The organism is Mycobacterium sp. 1245852.3, assembly GCF_001669335.1.
Lineage (GTDB): Bacteria > Actinomycetota > Actinomycetes > Mycobacteriales > Mycobacteriaceae > Mycobacterium > Mycobacterium europaeum_A.
This window is the reverse complement of sequence record NZ_LZLL01000567.1, coordinates 1-16616: the sequence shown is the minus strand read 5'-3', so window position 1 is coordinate 16616 and position 16616 is coordinate 1. Positions and strand designations below refer to the sequence as shown.

Below are 16616 nucleotides of genomic sequence, written 5' to 3'. Positions count from 1 at the left end.
CGACCGCCGCGTCGAACGGGCCGCCGGATCCGCAGACCGAAGACGAACCCGCGGTGCCGCCGCTCCCCCCGGGGGCGGCACCTCGACCGGCGGGGGCGGCGCGCCGGCGACCGGCGGCGGGCCGGCCGGCGGCGGGAACGCGGGAGTGGCGGGCATCGGCCGCGGCATCGGCAAGATCCCTTGGGGCGCAGCGCCGATGATCGAGCTGACGATCGTGCCGTGCGCGTCGCAATCCGATAGGCCGTCCTCACCCATGATGTAGTCGCCACCGGGGACCGCCGGCAGCCGCGGGTTGGGGGTGACGCCGGTGTCGATGACGGCCACGGGCACCCCGTTGCCGGTGCTGTACTGCCAAGCCTTTGTGATGTTGAGCAGGTTGAAGCCCGGGGCCAGCTGCGCCACATCGGGGTTGCGCACGGTGATCGGGGTCGAGCAGCTGTTGGCACGGCGCATCGGCTGATCGGATCGCGGGGGACCGTCCGGCGGCACCATACCCGGATCCACCGGTGGTGGTGTAATGGCAAGCGCGACAGGGGTATTGGATGATAATGCGACCAATGTGACAGCGGCGGCCACCGCCGCGGCCCTTCTCAGTGGCGAATCCACGTGAAGAGCCCTCCCAAGGCCGCCGCCGCTGGCAGCAAGACGATGAACGCGAGCACTTCCACCCACTCGACGGTCAACCGGATGAATGGCCTAAACCGCATCGCCGGCACCAAAAGGGCTGCGGCCAAACCCAATGCGGCGAAGGTCGCCACCGCCACCGCGGGCCACACCAACCCGGCCATCACGTCGTGCGGCGCGGCGACGGCATACTTGACCACGCCCGCGCACACCGCCGCGGACGCCCCGCACACCAGGGCGATGGCCTGATACTTGGCGGCGAACCCGCGACCCTGGGTCAGGAAGATGCCGGCCACCAGCCCGGCCACCACCAACGCCAACCACGCCCACGGGCGCCCCGGCGCCAGCACGCCCCACACCGCGGCGGGCAGCACTATCGACACGCCGACGCACAGTCCCACCTGGACCGCGTTGACCAGCCGCGCCGAGGCGGCGATCGCGGCGCCGCGCGCGCTGATGTCGGTCAATTCATTGTCCTTGTATTCACTGCGACTATGGCCGGACTCAAGGCCCGAAATTCAGTTAAGCAACACCAGTCCCAAGCGTGAAATCACTGGATTCCCAGACGGAGTCGTCAATAAACCTCAGTCGCCACTCAAGACTCGGCAGCCACAAATGCACCTCCGCCACCTTCTGTGCATTGCGATGCCGCTTTATTTAATCACGGTCGTGATGGCACACCGCTTCGAGTTTGATGCCGAATGGGTCATACCAGAACGTGGCGTAATAATGGCCGGGATATTGCGGGAAATGGCCCGGCGGATGAATGACCGTACCGCCGATTCGAACGACATGATCGTGCACGGCTCGCACCGACGACCGGTGCCGCACAATGAATGCCAGGTGTTGCAGCCCCGCTTGCTGCGCTGAGTACTCGTGCGGCTCGAGCGCTGGATAGAAGAACAGGAAAGTGCCCGGCTTGTTCTGGACGGGCCGATAAGAAAACTCGTCGTCGGCATGAAAGAACGGCTCAAAACCGACAAGGGGCATCAGCGCGTCGTAGTACCGTTTCGCGGCTGACAGATCGGGCACGTTGATGCCGAGGTGGCCGAGCATGCCTCATTGTGCGATATCGACGGCGCGGTGCACGCGGGGGCGGGCCGGCCAAAGCGATCCGCCGCTAGGCCGGTCCGCGCCCGTCGCCGGCCAACCGCAGCAGCAGCCGGGTGCCACCGAGCGGACTCGTCTGCAATGCCGCTGTGCCACCGTGCAATTCGGCCTGCTGAGCGACCAGCGCCAAGCCCAGCCCCGAGCCCGACCGCGAGGCCGTCGAGCCCCGGGCGAACCGCTCGAAGACCGTGGCACGTTCGGACTCCGGCACCCCGGTGCCGTCGTCGTCGATCGCGATCTCCACGCCCTCCCCGGAACTGCCGACGGTCAGCAGGATCTTGCCGGCGTTGCCGTGTTTGACGGCGTTGGCGATGGCGTTGTCGATCACCAGCCGCAGTCCGGTGGGCAGCCCGATCATCAGCACCGTCGGCGACGGCACGAGCGAGACCTCCACATCGGGATAGACGCGCAGGGCGTCGTGGGCGGCGCGATCGAGCAGCTCGGTGATGTCGAACGGGACGAAGTCGTCGACGGTCGTCAGCTCGCCCTGGGCCAGCCGCTCCAGCGCGGTCAGCGTGGCCTCGATGCGGCTCTGGGTGCGGATGACGTCACCGATCACCTCGTGACGCTGCTCGGGCGGCAGGTCCAGCGTCGAGAGCACCTCCAGGTTGGTGCGCATGGCGGTCAACGGCGTGCGCAACTCGTGGGAGGCGACCGCGGCGAAGTCGCGGGCCGATTCCAGCGCGGCCTTGGTGCGCTGCTGCTCCTTGCCGATGCGGGCCAGCATTCCCTCGACCGCCTCGGCGATCTCCACGGCCTCACGCACGCCGCGAACCTGTACCTCGTCCGGACTGGACTGGGCGTTGATCGCGCGGGCCTGCTGGGCCAGCAGCAGGAAGGGGTTGACCATGATCAACGAGATCACCCAGCCCACCACGACGGTGCCGCCGATGACGCTGGCGCAGATCAGCAACACCCGCAGGTGCAGTTCGTTGATCCGATGCTGGGCTTCGGCCAGCGGCGCGGCCAGCGCTATCGAGGCGGGGCCCGCGGTGAAGGTGCGGACCCGGTACTGCACCCCGTTGATCGTGGTGTTGGCATAGCCGTCGGGAAGCTGGGGCAACACGATGCTGCTGGGGACCGAGACGGTCACGCCGCCGATACGCGCGGTGCGCACCAGGTTGCCGTCGGGCGCCGGCCGGTCCGGACTCGCGTGCTCGGCGTTGTTGAGCAGGCTGCTGATGTCACCCAGGCTGCTGACCGAATCGAGCCGACGATCGAGTTGGCTGTACTGATCGTTGGTCACGCCCACCCACACCCAGGTACCCAGCAGGACCACGAGCGTCATCACCGATATGGCGGCGACGATGACGATGGTGCGCAGCGACAGCACCCGCATCGGCAGCTGTACACGCGGTAGGACGCGAATGTCAGGCTCCTTCGGTGGGTTCGCCAATCCTTCTCGACAAACCTTGAGTACAACCCTCACAGCAGTACCGGTTCGGCGCGATCAAGCGCAGTGGCGTTTCGCAAGAATTTAACGCTAACCGCATCGCGCGCTCCCTCGTCACGTGCCAAAACCGGGCCGATTTTGCCCTGACCAGGGTGAGTGAGTACTCTCTCACCATGCTCGCGTCCGGACGTGACCGGCTGCTGTCCGCGGCCCTGCGGCTTTTTGCCGCCAAGGGCTATGCGGCGACGTCGGTGGCCGACATTCAGCGGGAATCCGGCCTGGCGCCGGGGTCCGGGGCCCTCTACAAGCACTTCGGCTCCAAGCGCGAACTCCTCGAGGCCGCGGTCGCGCACCGGATCGACAGCATCGTGGCCGCGCGCGAGCAATACGACGCGGGGCAACCGGGCAGCGTCGAGCGGGCGGTGCGCATCGCCGGCCAGCTCATCTGGAGCAACCTCAAGCAGAGCGAGGACCTGCTCAAGGTCATGCTGCGCGAGCCCGACGAGCTCGGCGATCTCGATGAGAAGACGTGGCAGGTGATCACCGACAACGCCTACCAACGCTTCGCCGACGAGCTGGCCGCGTCGAATCGGTCCGGCCGCACCAGCATTCCCGACCCCGAAGCGGCCGCGGCCGTCGCCATCGGCTCGCTGTCCTACGCGGCGACGCTGCAAGCGCTGACCGGTCGCCTGCCGGGCAACACCGACGAAGAACGCTACTTCGAGGCGTGGGTCAACCAAACGGTCAGCGTCCTCGCCCAGTACACAAACCCCCGAAAACCCTTGAACACCAATGATTCAGGAGCACAGCTGTGACATTCTCCATGCAACTGTCCGACGACGTGATCGAAGTGCGCGACTGGGTGCACAAGTTCGCGGCCGACATCATCCGTCCGGCCGCGGCCGAATGGGACGAACGGGAGGAAACGCCGTGGCCGGTGATTCAGGAGGCCGCGAAGGTGGGGCTCTACTCCCCCGACTTCTTCGCGCAGCAGGCCGCCGAAGAGACCGGGCTGGGGATGCTGACCGCGTTCGAGGAGATGTTCTGGGGTGACGCCGGCATCGCGCTGTCCATCATGGGCACCGGGCTGGCCGCGGCGGCGCTGGCCGGCAACGGCACCCCCGAGCAGCTGGGCCGCTGGCTGCCCGAAATGTTCGGCACCGCGGACGAACCCAAGCTGGGAGCCTTCTGCTCGTCGGAGCCCGACGCGGGGTCCGACGTCGGCGGCATCCGCACCCGGGCGCGCTACGACGAGGCGGCCAATGAGTGGGTGCTCAACGGCACCAAGACCTGGGCCACCAACGGTGGCATCGCCAACGTGCACATCGTGGTGGCCTCGGTCTATCCCGAGCTCGGCACCCGCGGCCAGGCCAGCTTCGTAATCGGTCCGGACACCAAAGGTTTGGCGCAAGGCCAGAAGTTCAAAAAGCACGGGATCCGCGCATCGCACACCGCCGAGGTGGTCCTCGACAACGTCCGCCTGCCCGAGGACGCCATCCTGGGCGGCCGGGAGAAATTCGAGGCCCGGATCGCCCGGGTCAAGTCGGGTGCCTCCACGGGTGGCCAGGCGGCGATGAAGACCTTCGAGCGCACCCGGCCCACGGTCGGAGCGATGGCCGTCGGCGTGGCCCGGGCCGCCTACGAGTATGCCCTCGAATACGCCAGTCAGCGCGAGCAATTCGGTCGCAAGATCGGCGAATTCCAGGCCGTGGCGTTCAAGCTCGCGGATATGAAGAGCCGCATCGACGCGGCCCGGCTGCTGGTGTGGCGGGCCGGCTGGATGGCGCGCAACAACCAGAACTTCGACTCGGCCGAGGGTTCGATGGCCAAGCTTGTCGCGAGCGAGGCCGCGGTCTACGTCACCGACGAGGCCATCCAGATCTTGGGCGGCAACGGATACACCCGCGACTACCCGGTGGAGCGGATGCACCGCGACGCGAAGATCTTCACCATCTTCGAAGGCACCAGCGAGATCCAGCGTCTGGTGATCTCGCGTGCGCTGACCGGGTTGCCTATCCGCTAGCGGCCCTGCGCCGCGGCGGCGTCTGATAGCTTCTGCGGCACACCAACCGTTAGGGGCTGACGTGAAGCGTGCGGTCATCGCGGCACTCGGGATCGTCTTGGTTGGCTGCTGTGTCGGCGCGCCCCGGGCGACCGCGGACAACCCCGCGTGCACGGCGTCGACGTGCGCGTTTTTGTCCCCGTCCCGCAACATCAGTTGCGAGATCGACTACCAGCGCGATCCCGGCATCCCCGACGAGGCCTACTGCCAAACGAACGAGCCGCCCGCGTCCGTGCGCCTGTCCACCACCGGCGCGGTGACGAACTGCACGGGCACGTCGTGTCTGGGCAACGCCGGCATCGGCACGCCGGTTCTGGCCTACGACCACACCGCCGGAGTGGGTCCGTTCAGTTGCACCTCCAAGCCCGACGGAGTCACCTGCACGGTGTCCTCGGGCCGCGGCTTCACGATCTCCAACGCGGGGATCGCACCCGTCGGGTGACCTTGTGCGCCATACAGACATGATGACCCAATGAGCACCGAGATCCGGGTTCTCGACACCGAGGACGAGCTCATCGCCGCGGCCAGATTGTTTCGCACCGCGATGGTGGGTCTGCCGCCGCTGTCGAACCTGCCGCCCGGCCAGATCACCAAGCTGCTCGACCCCGGCCGCACCATCGGCGCGTTCGTCGACGGACAACTCGTCGGGACCGCGGACGCCGTGACGAGCACGCTGACCCTTCCCGGCGGGGCCACGGTGAACCACGCCGCCGTGACCCACATCGGCGTGCTGCCGTCCTTCACCCGGCGCGGCATCGCCACCGCATTGGTCGGCCACCAGCTGCACGACGTCGCCGCGCGCGGCGAGGTGGTCGCATCGTTGCGGGCCTCGGAGGCCACCATCTATGGCCGGTACGGCTACGGGGTGGCCAGTTCCTTTCAGAGCGTGGAAATCACGACCGCGCGGGCGGCGTTTCGGCCCGGCGTCGGGTCGGGCGGTCCGGTGCGCCTGCTGGACGCCGCCGTGGTCTGGGAACTCCTGCCCCGCATCTATGACACCAATCGACCGTCTCGGCCCGGCACCATCGACCGTCCCGGCGTGTGGTGGGAAAGCGCCCGGCTTCGCACCGAATCGTCTTCGGGGGCCTGGTATGTCGCGGTGCACGGCGACCGGGGCGCCGAATCGGGTTTCGTCCGCTACCGGCCGATCAATACCGAGAATTGGTTCGTCAGCGAGCAGCGCACCGTGGTGGTCGAAGACTTCTTCGCACCCACCGCCGACGCGTATCTCGGGTTGCTGCGTTTCCTGCTAGGCCTGGATCTGGTTGACCCCGTGCTGTTTTGGATGCTTCCCCTCGACGACACGCTGCCCTGGCTGTTCCTCGACCGCCGGGCGGTGAAGGTCACCGCGGTGCACGACGAAACATGGCTGCGGGTCATCGACGCGCAGCGTGCGCTGGCGGCACGCTCCTATGTCGGCGACGGAATCGTGACGATCGCGGTGAATGACCCACTGCTGCCGGATAATTCGGCGACCTTCAGCATCACCGGTGACGGCGCCGAACCGACGACGCGCGGCGCCGACGTCCGCGTCGGGATCGAGGGACTGGGCGCCGCGCTGCTCGGTGGCACAACCTGGCGCAGCCTCGCCGAAGCCGGCCTGGCCCGCGCCGACGATCCGGTGGCGCTGGATGTGGCCGATCGGCTGTTCGCGGTCCCCGAGGCACCGCACGCCGGGACGTTCTTCTGACCGGTCAGCGGTTCGGGTCCGACCGCTGCACCGCCAGGCGTACCCCGGCCGCGACCACATCGGGCTGGTGAACCTGGATGAAGTGGTCACTGCCGGTGGCGATCAGGTGCGGGGTCTGGGGCCGCAGCGCGATCAGATCCGCGGAGGCGTCTCGCCACGCCTGTTCCAGCTTCGCGCCCTCCTCGGGTGCAACGGTGCCCGGGATCGCGAACGGCTCGGTCCTTGTCAGCACGACGGTCGGGACCGGCGGGAAAGCCGGGGCCGCGCCGACTTGTTCGACGCTCTTGTCGATGTCGATCTCCTCGAACGTCGGCGAATTCGCGAACTGGGCCAACGGCTGGTCCAACGCTTGGCGATACGTCGGCCAGTCCGGTCCGAGCAGACTGGGTATCTCGATGGGGAACGCGTCGACGAACACCAGGGCCCGCACCTGATCCGGGTACGTCTGGGCATACAACCGGATGAACAGCCCGCCGAGCGAGTGACCGACCAGAACGTACGGGCCCGGAAGGTGGGCGGCGGCCAGTAACGCATGCAGATCTTGGACCACGTCCCGCGCGGTGCGCGGCATCGGAACCGGTGAGCTGCGGTCGGTGATGCTGGGCGGATCGGGATAACGCAGCGTGCCGGGCCGGTCGTAGGCGCAGACTCGGTGATCAGCGGCCAGGGCCGTCAATACGGCCGGGCCGATGGCCGGTGCGGTGGCGTCGGAGTTACTCCACGGATCCGATGAGTTGTGATAGCCGGACTCCAAAATTATTGTCGGGCCGCCTTTTCCGCGGCACGTGAGATAGAGGTGGCGCCCATTGCCGATCTCGACCGGGCCCGCGAAATCACCGCCAGATCGGGGTGCGCCGCGCTGCGCCGCGTCGCCGCACCCCGCCAGCGCGATCAGCAACGCGAGGGTCAGCAGGCATCGGCGAACACCCGCAGTGATTCTTCGGACCTCTCGCATCGCACGCATCGCGCTATTGTGCGGGTAAGCCGGCCCCACGTGAAGCATGGCCACCAGGATGCAACGAGCGAACGCGGCCGGCGCACCGGCTTCGAGCCCGGCTACAGCTACGCGCGCATCTACATCGGTCTATTCCCCGCGGGCTCACCTGATGCAGCGGGCGTTTCACTCGCAGGGCATCCTGATCCTCACCGGAGCACCTCTGATGACGGGGGGGTCGACAACGCAAGCGCCCGTGCCCTTTTGGGTGTTGCCTTACTGCTCACTGCTGACGCGGACTACCCGCGTCGCCGCACGATCCGGGTCTCCACCGCGCCCAAGGCGCCGTCGGTGAGCTTGCCCAGGCCGGCCAACAGCACGATGGCCAGCAGCATGACGTCGGTACGGCCGGTGTTCTGGCTGTCGATGAGCAGGAACCCGAGTCCCTTCGAGGACGCGATCAGTTCGGCTGCGACCACGAACAGCCACGCGTTGGCCAACCCCAGCCGCAGTCCGTTCACCAGCTCGGGGGCCGCGGCGGGCAGCATCACCGCCGTCAACAGCGAGGCACCGTGGCGCCCGTAGGCTCGCCCGACCTCCAGCAGGTGGGGGTCGATGTGGGCGAGCGCCGATGCCGTCGTCGTATACACCGGAAAGAATGCACCGATGGCGACCATCAGGATTTTCGGCGTCTCGTCGATGCCAAACCACAAGAGCAGCAACGGCACCCACGCCAAGGACGGCACGGTCCGAAAGGCGGCCAGGGTGGGCGCCAGCAGCCTGCGCACGGTGACCGACAACCCCACCAGTGAGCCCAACGCGAGCGCCACGCCGGCCCCGGCCAGGTAGCCGACGAGCACCCGCGAACCGCTGGCCTCCAGATGGGTCCATAGCTCACCGTGCCGAAGCAACCCACCGAGTGCGGACACCACGTCGCCGGGAGGCGGCAGCTGGCTGGGAGCGAAGAACCCGGTGACCGCCGTGGCAAGCTGCCAGATCACCAGCAGCAATACCGGAACGATCAGGCCGACCAGCGCCACCGACAATTTCGCCAGCCGCCCGGCCTTCGGCGTCAGTGCGCCTGCTGGGCGAACTTCGGCTCGAACAGTGTGTTCAGTGCGTTGCGGCCGGCGTCCTCGGATTTGATGTCGCCGTCCGCCACGGCCAGCGGCACCACCCTGGTCAGCACCGCGCGCAGCGAATCGTCCGGCACCGGCGAGATATCCAACGCCGTTCGGCCCAGCTCCTCTTGCGCCACGCTCAGCGGTACTTTCGCCTGCGAGGCCAGCAATGCCGCCAGCTCGGCCGGGTGCTTCGTCGCCCACTTGCGGGCCTCCTCGTAGGTATTGACCACCGACTGGACGGAATCGGGATGCGCCGAGACGAAGTCCTCACGCACGTTCAAGACACCGCCGGAGTTGAAATCGGGGTTGCGGTAGACGATGCGGGAACCCTGCTGCTGAATCGTCTCGGCCATGAACGGGTCCAATCCGGACCACGCGTCGACGTCGCCGCGCTCCAGAGCGGTTTTGCCGTCGGCATGCTGCAGGTTGACGATCTCGATGTCGGCGGGCGAAAGCCCCGCCGTGGCAAGCGATTGCAACAGGAAGAAGTACGGGTCGGTCCCCTTCGTGACCGCGACCTTCTTGCCCTTCAGGTCGGCCACGGAGTTGATGGGTGAGTTCTTGGCGACAACGATCGCCGTCCACTCCCCTTTGGCGTACACGTCGACGGTCTTGATCGGTGTGCCGTTGGCCCGCGCCAACAGGGCGGGCGAACCGCCGGTGGAGCCGAAGTCCAGGGCCTTCGACCGTAGCCCCTCGTTGGCCTTGTTACTGCCCTGCGACAACACCCAGGTGACGTTATAACCCTGCTTTTCGAGCAGGTGCTGATCGCGGATGACCAGGCTCAGCGGGTTGTAGTAGGCGTAGTCCAGGTGCAGGTCCTTCGCCGTCGCCGTGCCATTGCTCGAACCGCAGGCCGACGCCGCGGCAACTATTGCGGCCGTCATCGCCATCGTCGTCAGATACCGCCGTTTCACGACGTTTTCGCCTCCTCATCGATCGCGGACGACGCGGTTGCACCACTGCGTCGGGGCACGCCGAGTTCGTCCAGTAGCTGATCACGCAGCGCGGTGATGCGCGGGTCGCCGCGGTCGCGTGGTTTGGGAATCGGGATGTCGAATTCCGCGACGATCCCGGCGCCGCCGGTCGCATCGGCGCGCAGGATCAGAACCCGGTCGGCGAGAATCACCGCCTCGTCCACGTCGTGCGTCACCAGCACCGTGGTGGTGCCGGCCTCTTGTTGCACCGTGTCCAGGAGGTCCTGCATGCGCAGGCGGGTCAACGCATCGAGGGCGGCCAGCGGCTCGTCGAGCAGCAGGACGCTGGGGCGCCGGGCCAGTGCCCGGGCCAGGCCAGCGCGTTGCGCCATACCGCCGGACACCTGCCGCGGGTAGTGATCGCGAAACTTGGTCAGGCCGACGACGTCCAGCCAGTGCTGCACTGCGGCAAGGCCTTTCGACCGCCCAGCACCCGGCGTCAGGCCGAACTCGACGTTGGCCGACAGCGACCGCCAGGGCAGCAGGCGGGGTTCCTGGAACACCACGGCGCAGCGCGGGTCGATCCCCCGGACGGATTCGCCGTCGATCTCGATCCGTCCGGCGGTGGGCAGGTCCAGGCCGGCGATCAGTCGCAGCAGCGTCGATTTGCCGCTGCCCGACGCCCCCAGCAAGGCGACGACCTCGCCCGGTTCGATTTCGACGTCGACGTCGTGCAGCACGGTGTGCGTGCCGAACGTGCGGTTGACGCCGCGAAGTGACACACGCGCCGGTGCCGGATTGCTCGTCGTCACCCGGGCAGCCTAGGAACGTCCCCGGCCGGCCGCCAGGTTTGCGTTGATCATGATTCGAATGTGGCCTATTGCGCCCGAACGAATCCCGCGCCGACGGCCGGATTGAGCCCGGCGTCGCGCAGCACCGCGGTGGCGGTATCCGGCTGGACCGCACCGTCGGGCAGCGTGGCCGCCGGTATCGCCTTGATGCGGTAGAGGAAGTCGGTAGCCGTCTTGATCAGGTCGGCGCTCTCACCGGTGGGCGCGAACGGAAGACGCAGCCGGATGCCCTCGGTGCTGCCGCCTTGGTCGGCAGGCCATTTGCGATAGAGCGAGTCGCGCAGGTCGGCCGCGGAATAGCCCTCCGTCTGGCTCTGGGCGAGGCGCACGATCTCGTCGGCATTGCCCGGATCGGCGAGGTAACGCTGGGCGTCGAGTTCCGCCTTCAGCCAGCTCTTGGCGATGTCGGGATGCTTGTCGGTGAATTCCTTGTCCATTACCAGGAATCCGCCGTCGTGTTGGCCGGTAAGCGCGCCGCTCGCAACGCGTTTGGCCAGTCCGGCGTTGATCAGTTTCGACGGCACCGGCTCCCAGACGATGGCGGCGTCGATGGTGTGGTTCTGGAAGCTCGACGTGATCACCTCGATGCTCTGGTTGAGATAGGCGGCCGGTTTGATGCCCAGGGCATCGAAGCTGGCCTGGGCGATGCGGTCGGTGCAGCTGCCCTGTGGCGTGGCGACGGTCTTGCCGTTGAACCAGGCCAGCGCGTCGCGTTGGTTGGCGAAGTTGGGCGCGTCGGGCCGCACCAGGAACACGCCGCATTGGTCTTCTGAAAGCCCCAGTGTGGCAACGATTCGCAAGTCTCGGGTGCTGCGCTTGCTCACCCCGACGATGGACGGCATGTCGCCCACGTAGCCGATCTGCTGTTTGCCGGCCAGCAGCTGGCTCACCACGATCGAGCCCTGCAGGCCGACCTGGAAGTCCACCGTCGATCCGCTCGGCAGGTATTTCTTCCAGAACTCCTTGCCCCGCATGACAACACCCGACCACGCCTCGGTGTAATACGGCTGGTAGCCGACGGTGAGGTGCACCGCCCCGCCGCCAGAGACGATGTCTTTGCCGCCGATATTGCCGACAGCCGCACAGCCGACGGCGGTCAGCATCGTTATCAGGGCAACGGCGAGGGTGTGTTTCAGTCGCATCGGCGTCTTTCTGTCGTCAGCGGTGCGCAGCTGTCGGGGCTCGCAACAGCTCCATGGCACGGTGTTTGATGTTTTGCAGGCGGTCGTCGTTCAGTAGATCGATCCGCTGGCGGGGGCGGGCCAGCTCGATGGCGAACTCCTCGCGCACCCGGGCGGGACGCCCCGTCATCACCAGCAGCCGGTCCGCAAGCAGCAGCGCCTCGTCGAGATCCGTGGTGATGAACAGGACCGTCCGGCGTTGTTCGGCAAGGAGTTCGGCCGTGTACTCCTGCATCAGCTCGCGGGTCATCGCGTCGAGTCCCCGGAACGGCTCGTCGAGGATCAGCACCGCGGGCTCGTTGATCAGCGCGCGAGCCAACTCGGCGCGGCGCCGCATGCCGCCGGAAAGCTCTGCGGGATAACGGTTGGCGAATTCGGCGAGTCCCACCCGAGCCAGGACGGCATCCGCGCGCTGCCGCGCCGCCACCCTGTCCTCGCCGCGCGCACGCGGTCCGAACATGACGTTTTCGGCGGTCGTCAGCCACGGCATCAGCGCGTTCTCTTGAAACAGCAGCAGGCGGTCGGCTGAGGGTCCGCGGGCCTCTTTGCCGTCGACGGCGATCAGGCCGCTGCTGGGCCGGTGATAACCGGCCAGCAGGTATCCGATGGTCGTCTTGCCACCGCCCGACGGTCCGATCATCGCGACGATCTCGCCGGGTTCGATGCGCAGCGAGCAGTCGTCGACGACGTGGACGTCCTCTCGACCCTTACGGACGTGGAAGGACACGCGATCGAAAAGGACCGCGCCGGTCCGGTTTCCGGTCATGCCGCCACGCGCCGCCATGGCATGAGGCGGTTTCCCAGCGCGCGCACGAGGCCGCTCGACAGGTAGCCCGCGATGCCCAGGCTGATCATCGCCACGACGACCCGCGGTAAGTTGTTGCCCTCGTAGGCGTTCCACACCAGAAAGCCCAACCCGCCGTCACCGGACTGCTGGCCGCCGCCGGAAATGAGCTCGGCGGCCACCACGACCTCCCACGTGATGCCCATGCCGACGGCCGCCCCGGTGACCAATGACGGCAGCAGCGCGGGCAGCAGCACCCGTCGAAAGACGTATGAGCGGCTTGCGCCCATCGACCGCGCGGCCAGCACGTGCCTGCGGTCGCTCTGTTCGGCACCGCCGACCGTGTTGAGCACGATCGGAAAGAGTGCACCCAGGAAGGTCACGAAGGTGATGGACAGCTCCTGAGTCGGCCAGAAGATGATCGCGATCGGCACCCACGCCAATGGCGGTACCGGCCGCAGCGATTCGAATACCGGGAACACCACGCGTTTGAACCAGGGACGGGTCGCCATCAGCAGGCCTAGCGTGCCGCCCACCAGCAGCGCCACGGCGAAGCCGGCCAGCACTCGCTGAAACGACAGCGACCAGCTGTTCCAATAGCCCGGCCTGGCAAGGAGTTTCAGGAAGTCGCCGATCACCGCGGAGGGCGCCGGTAGCTGCCCCACCACGGGCACGCTGACACCGGTCCAGTTGCCGAGCCGGGTGGCCAGCTCCCAGCCGGCGGCGAAGACGACGATGCCGATCGCGCCGCGCCTCAGCGCCGACGCGTCCACGTGGTCGGCGCGCCGTAACAGCGTCGTCACTGCGCCATCTCCCGCTCGCCCGCGTCGAAGGCACGCTTGGCTTCGTCGCGAACCGCCTCGGAGACCTCGGCGACGAGTTCACGAAAGTAGGGTGCGGTGATCAGGTCGCGGTCGCGCGGGCGGTCGAGGTCGACGTTGATCGTGGTCTTGGCCCGGCCGGGCCGGGTCGTCATCACGGTGACACGACTGCCCAGGTAGACGGCTTCCTCGATGTCGTGGGTGATGAAAAGCACTGTGACGGCGGACTTATCGTAGATCTGCAGCAGCGCATCGTGCATCGCGGAGCGCGAGATCGCGTCCATCCCCCGAAACGGCTCATCGAGCAGCAGCACGGTCGGCTCCATGACCAGCGCGCGCAGAATCTCGACGCGGCGTTGCACGCCGCTGGACAGTTCGCCCGGGTAACTGCGCGCCACCTCGCCCAGGCCGACGTCGTGCAGGCGCTCGACGGCGATTTCGGCCGCGTCCCGGCGGCTCAGTCGCCGCTGGGCCACCAGGCCGTAGCTCACGTTCTCGGCGACCGTGAACCACGGGAACAAGGTGCTGTCCTGGAAGACCACTACCCGGTCCGGGCCGATCGTCGCGGTGGGGCGACCTGGGCCGCAGAGCAATTCGCCGTCCAGTTGGATTCGGCCCGAGGTGATGTCGGTGAATCCGGCGACGGCCCCCAGCAGCGTGCTCTTTCCGCATCCCGACGGTCCGACGATGACGTGCAGTTCGCCCGCGGCGATGTCGAGGCTGAAATCCTCCACCGCCACCACCGGAGTGCCCGTCGTCCGGTACGCCTTGCCGACACCGCTCAGGACGAGGTTTCCCCCGCTCATGACCCGATGCTCCGGGCCCGGTAGGCCATCAGCCGGTCACCGAGCAGTCGGATCAAAGCGCTGCTGGCGAAACCGATCACACCGAGGGTGATCATCGCGATCACGATCGTCGGGTAGCGGGTGGTCGTGTATGAGGCGTTGATCAGATAACCGAGGCCGAACTGGCCGGCGATCATCTCCCCCGCGACCAACGAGAACCATGCGACGCCCATGCCGATCTGCAGGCCGGTGAAGATGTAGGGCAGCGATCCCGGAATCACCACGGTGCGCAGCACCTCGCGCGGGCCGGCGCCCAGACACTGCGCCGCCCGAATCAGGTTCTGGTCGATCGACTGAACCCCGAGCAACGTGTTCAACGTGACCGCGTAGAACGCTGCCAGGTACGTCAGGAAAATGACCGAGCCCTCCCTGCTGTGAAACATCAGCATTGCCAAGGGAACCCACGCGAGGATGGGGATGGGTCGGATCAACTCGAAGATGGGAAAGGTGTACTGACGAAATCGCGATGACCACCCCAGCAGCAGGCCGAGCGGGATTCCGGTGACCAGCGCCGCCGCGAAGGCCAGGGCTACGCGCCGAACGCTCGCCCAGATGTGCTCGTAATACGACGCCGTGAAAATGGATGTGCCGTAGGCCGGGTTCGGGCTGAGCCACTCCCGGATCACCTCGGTCGGACCGGGAAGGCCGCGAAATCGCGGCAGCGCCAGCACGTCGACGCTCAGATACCAGCCGCCGAGGAACAGGGCGAAGCCGAGCAATGCCAACGGCAATGTGGGCGACAGGATCCGGCGGCGGCCGGGCCGCGGCGCGGCCACGGTGCCGTGCGGGACCGTCAGGGGAATCGGCTCGGTAGAAAGGGCGCTCACGAGCTACCTTTCTAGGAGGACGGCGGCCCCGCGGCGCGAGTCGTCAGCGAGCGACTCGGTCAGGCCGCAGCGGCATGCTGGGACAAATCGGTGTCATCATTTCCGCACCGATGCCCTGGTGCAAGAATATGGATCGCCTTGACCCGAACTGCGTCGGCGCGGCGGCGGTGCCCGATGCCCCCGGAACGCAGACAGCCGGCTCCCGAGCGAGCGGGAACCGGCTGTGTGCCGTGGTCAGCTGGCGTCAGCCGTGCGGCGCCTCGGAGATCTTGGTGTCCGGCTTGCCGAGCGTCTGGCAGTAGGTCGTCACCGACAGGCGCGTGGCGGAAATCTCCACATTGGTCGGGTCGTTACCGCTCTTGTCTTTGAGCATCTTGCTCACTTCGTCGTTCTGCTTCTTCTCGTCCTGCGTGGTGAAGTCCTTGCACTTGGTGTCCCCGCCGGTGTTGATGACCTGAGAGGCCGAACACGCGCTGGACAGCAGGACGGAGATCGCGATCGCAGCTGCCGCAATATACTTCATCATTTGCCTTCCTGGGTGCGAGTAGTGGTATCAGTACACCAAATCGCCTGATTTCAAACCCCGAATGGCGGCCCGGACCGATGACCGCCGTGTTTGCAGGGACGGCGTGGCAGCGGCCACATCGCGGCGCCGCCGCGTCCGGTTGCGCGCAGCGGGAATAACCGCCCGGGTGACCTCGCGTTCTACCATCGGCGGTCGGCCGCTTATGCGTATGGGGTCTGAAAGGGGAGGAAGCTCAGTGACCTCGTCGAATGTGCGCAGCGGCCGCGGCGGCATCACCGTAGCCGGGCGCGAGGCGGCGGGTACGGGGGCGCTGTTCGTCAGCGTGCTGGCGCTGCTGCTGGCAACGGGATGGGTCGCCAACCACTTCGTCGGGCTGATGCCGGTGATCAGCGACCGGGCCCACCTCAGCACGACCACCCTCGACGGGATCTTCGGCATCTACGCGCTGGGATTGCTTCCCGGGTTGCTCGTGGGCGGACGCGCGTCGGACACGCTCGGGCGCCGGCCGGTGGCGCTGACCGGATCGGTGGCCGCGCTGACGGGAACGGCGGTCATGCTGCTGTCCCAGCACGCGGGCGCGCTGCTGCTGGGTCGCCTGATCGTCGGGATCGGTGTGGGCCTCGCGATCAGTTCGTGCACCGCGTGGGCCTCGGATCTGCGCGGCCCCGCCGGCGCCGCGACCGCCGGGGCGGTACTCACGGCGGGTTTCGCCGTCGGACCGTTCGTCGGTGGGTTCATCGCGTGGGCCGGACGATCCGGCATCCGGGTGTCGTTCGCCGTCGCCGCGGCCATCGTGGTGCTGGCAACGTGCGCCGTCATCGGTGCGGCCCGCCGCGCCGAGGTGGCTCGCCCGGCCGCCAGGGGAGCCGCGAGCGCGGTGTGCAGCCGGGTGGGGATGGTGACGAAACCCAGTGTCGCCGAGGCGTA

17 protein-coding genes and 2 pseudogenes are annotated in these 16616 nt (G+C 67.4%); 5 read left to right on the top strand and 14 right to left on the bottom strand.

All coding sequences use genetic code 11. The features are described 5' to 3' along the window. The 4 genes and pseudogenes from A9W96_RS26565 to A9W96_RS26550 all read right to left on the bottom strand — a co-directional run. Window positions 1–606 (bottom strand): annotated as a pseudogene (locus tag A9W96_RS26565) (type VII secretion-associated serine protease); the annotation flags it as partial. Further along, window positions 591–1103: pseudogene (eccD, locus tag A9W96_RS26560) on the bottom strand (type VII secretion integral membrane protein EccD); the annotation flags it as partial. The pseudogenes A9W96_RS26565 and eccD, both read right to left, overlap by 16 nt. A 178-nt stretch (window positions 1104–1281) precedes the next feature. After that, a complete protein-coding gene (locus tag A9W96_RS26555) occupies window positions 1282–1680 on the bottom strand; it encodes a VOC family protein (RefSeq protein WP_067144275.1) in 399 nt (132 codons plus the stop codon). 64 nt (window positions 1681–1744) lie between these two features. After that, entirely contained in the window at window positions 1745–3073 is a 1329-nt protein-coding gene (locus A9W96_RS26550) for a HAMP domain-containing sensor histidine kinase (protein WP_066870089.1), read from the bottom strand. Window positions 3074–3300: 227 nt separating this feature from the next. Here A9W96_RS26550 and A9W96_RS26545 point away from each other — a divergent pair, with 227 nt between their 5' ends. From A9W96_RS26545 to A9W96_RS26530, 4 genes are all read left to right on the top strand, one after another. Then, a complete protein-coding gene (locus A9W96_RS26545) occupies window positions 3301–3942 on the top strand; it encodes a TetR/AcrR family transcriptional regulator (protein ID WP_066870086.1) in 642 nt (213 codons plus the stop codon). Then, window positions 3939–5150 (top strand): acyl-CoA dehydrogenase family protein, encoded by a 1212-nt coding sequence (locus A9W96_RS26540; protein WP_066870083.1) that lies wholly within the window; start codon window positions 3939–3941, stop codon window positions 5148–5150. Before A9W96_RS26545 ends, A9W96_RS26540 begins: the two co-directional genes overlap by 4 nt. A 61-nt stretch (window positions 5151–5211) precedes the next feature. After that, a complete protein-coding gene (locus tag A9W96_RS26535; protein ID WP_066870080.1) occupies window positions 5212–5631 on the top strand; it encodes a hypothetical protein in 420 nt (139 codons plus the stop codon). A gap of 30 nt (window positions 5632–5661) precedes the next feature. Further along, window positions 5662–6879 carry a GNAT family N-acetyltransferase gene (locus A9W96_RS26530; RefSeq protein ID WP_067144273.1) on the top strand — a complete coding sequence of 406 codons (1218 nt, stop codon included), beginning with the start codon at window positions 5662–5664 and terminating at the stop codon, window positions 6877–6879. Between the two features lie 4 nt (window positions 6880–6883). Here the strand turns inward: A9W96_RS26530 and A9W96_RS26525 are convergent, their stop codons facing one another. From A9W96_RS26525 to A9W96_RS26480, 10 genes are all read right to left on the bottom strand, one after another. Further along, window positions 6884–7843, bottom strand: a complete 960-nt coding sequence (locus A9W96_RS26525) for an alpha/beta fold hydrolase (protein WP_197499661.1) — start codon at window positions 7841–7843, stop codon at window positions 6884–6886. Between the two features lie 269 nt (window positions 7844–8112). After that, window positions 8113–8814: an ABC transporter permease gene (locus tag A9W96_RS26520; protein WP_066870120.1), complete on the bottom strand. Its 702-nt coding sequence runs from the start codon at window positions 8812–8814 to the stop codon at window positions 8113–8115. Window positions 8815–8885: 71 nt separating this feature from the next. After that, window positions 8886–9854 carry an aliphatic sulfonate ABC transporter substrate-binding protein gene (locus A9W96_RS26515; protein WP_067144268.1) on the bottom strand — a complete coding sequence of 323 codons (969 nt, stop codon included), beginning with the start codon at window positions 9852–9854 and terminating at the stop codon, window positions 8886–8888. Beyond that, entirely contained in the window at window positions 9851–10636 is a 786-nt protein-coding gene (locus A9W96_RS26510; RefSeq protein ID WP_082972641.1) for an ABC transporter ATP-binding protein, read from the bottom strand. The genes A9W96_RS26515 and A9W96_RS26510 overlap by 4 nt, the downstream gene beginning before the upstream one ends. A gap of 95 nt (window positions 10637–10731) precedes the next feature. After that, window positions 10732–11847: an ABC transporter substrate-binding protein gene (locus A9W96_RS26505; RefSeq protein WP_067144264.1), complete on the bottom strand. Its 1116-nt coding sequence runs from the start codon at window positions 11845–11847 to the stop codon at window positions 10732–10734. Window positions 11848–11863: 16 nt separating this feature from the next. Next, window positions 11864–12652 (bottom strand): ABC transporter ATP-binding protein, encoded by a 789-nt coding sequence (locus A9W96_RS26500; RefSeq protein WP_231999920.1) that lies wholly within the window; start codon window positions 12650–12652, stop codon window positions 11864–11866. Then, complete coding sequence (locus tag A9W96_RS26495; RefSeq protein ID WP_082972640.1) at window positions 12649–13473, bottom strand: ABC transporter permease; 825 nt, start codon at window positions 13471–13473, stop codon at window positions 12649–12651. Before A9W96_RS26495 ends, A9W96_RS26500 begins: the two co-directional genes overlap by 4 nt. Continuing rightward, complete coding sequence (locus tag A9W96_RS26490) at window positions 13470–14297, bottom strand: ABC transporter ATP-binding protein (protein ID WP_067144260.1); 828 nt, start codon at window positions 14295–14297, stop codon at window positions 13470–13472. The genes A9W96_RS26495 and A9W96_RS26490 overlap by 4 nt, the downstream gene beginning before the upstream one ends. After that, entirely contained in the window at window positions 14294–15163 is an 870-nt protein-coding gene (locus A9W96_RS26485) for an ABC transporter permease (RefSeq protein WP_082972639.1), read from the bottom strand. Before A9W96_RS26485 ends, A9W96_RS26490 begins: the two co-directional genes overlap by 4 nt. 244 nt (window positions 15164–15407) lie before the next feature. Further along, window positions 15408–15689, bottom strand: a complete 282-nt coding sequence (locus A9W96_RS26480) for a hypothetical protein (protein ID WP_066867409.1) — start codon at window positions 15687–15689, stop codon at window positions 15408–15410. A 235-nt stretch (window positions 15690–15924) separates the two neighbouring features. Here A9W96_RS26480 and A9W96_RS26475 point away from each other — a divergent pair. Continuing rightward, on the top strand, window positions 15925–16616 hold a 692-nt coding region (locus tag A9W96_RS26475), incomplete at its 3' end, for an MFS transporter (RefSeq protein ID WP_156765428.1).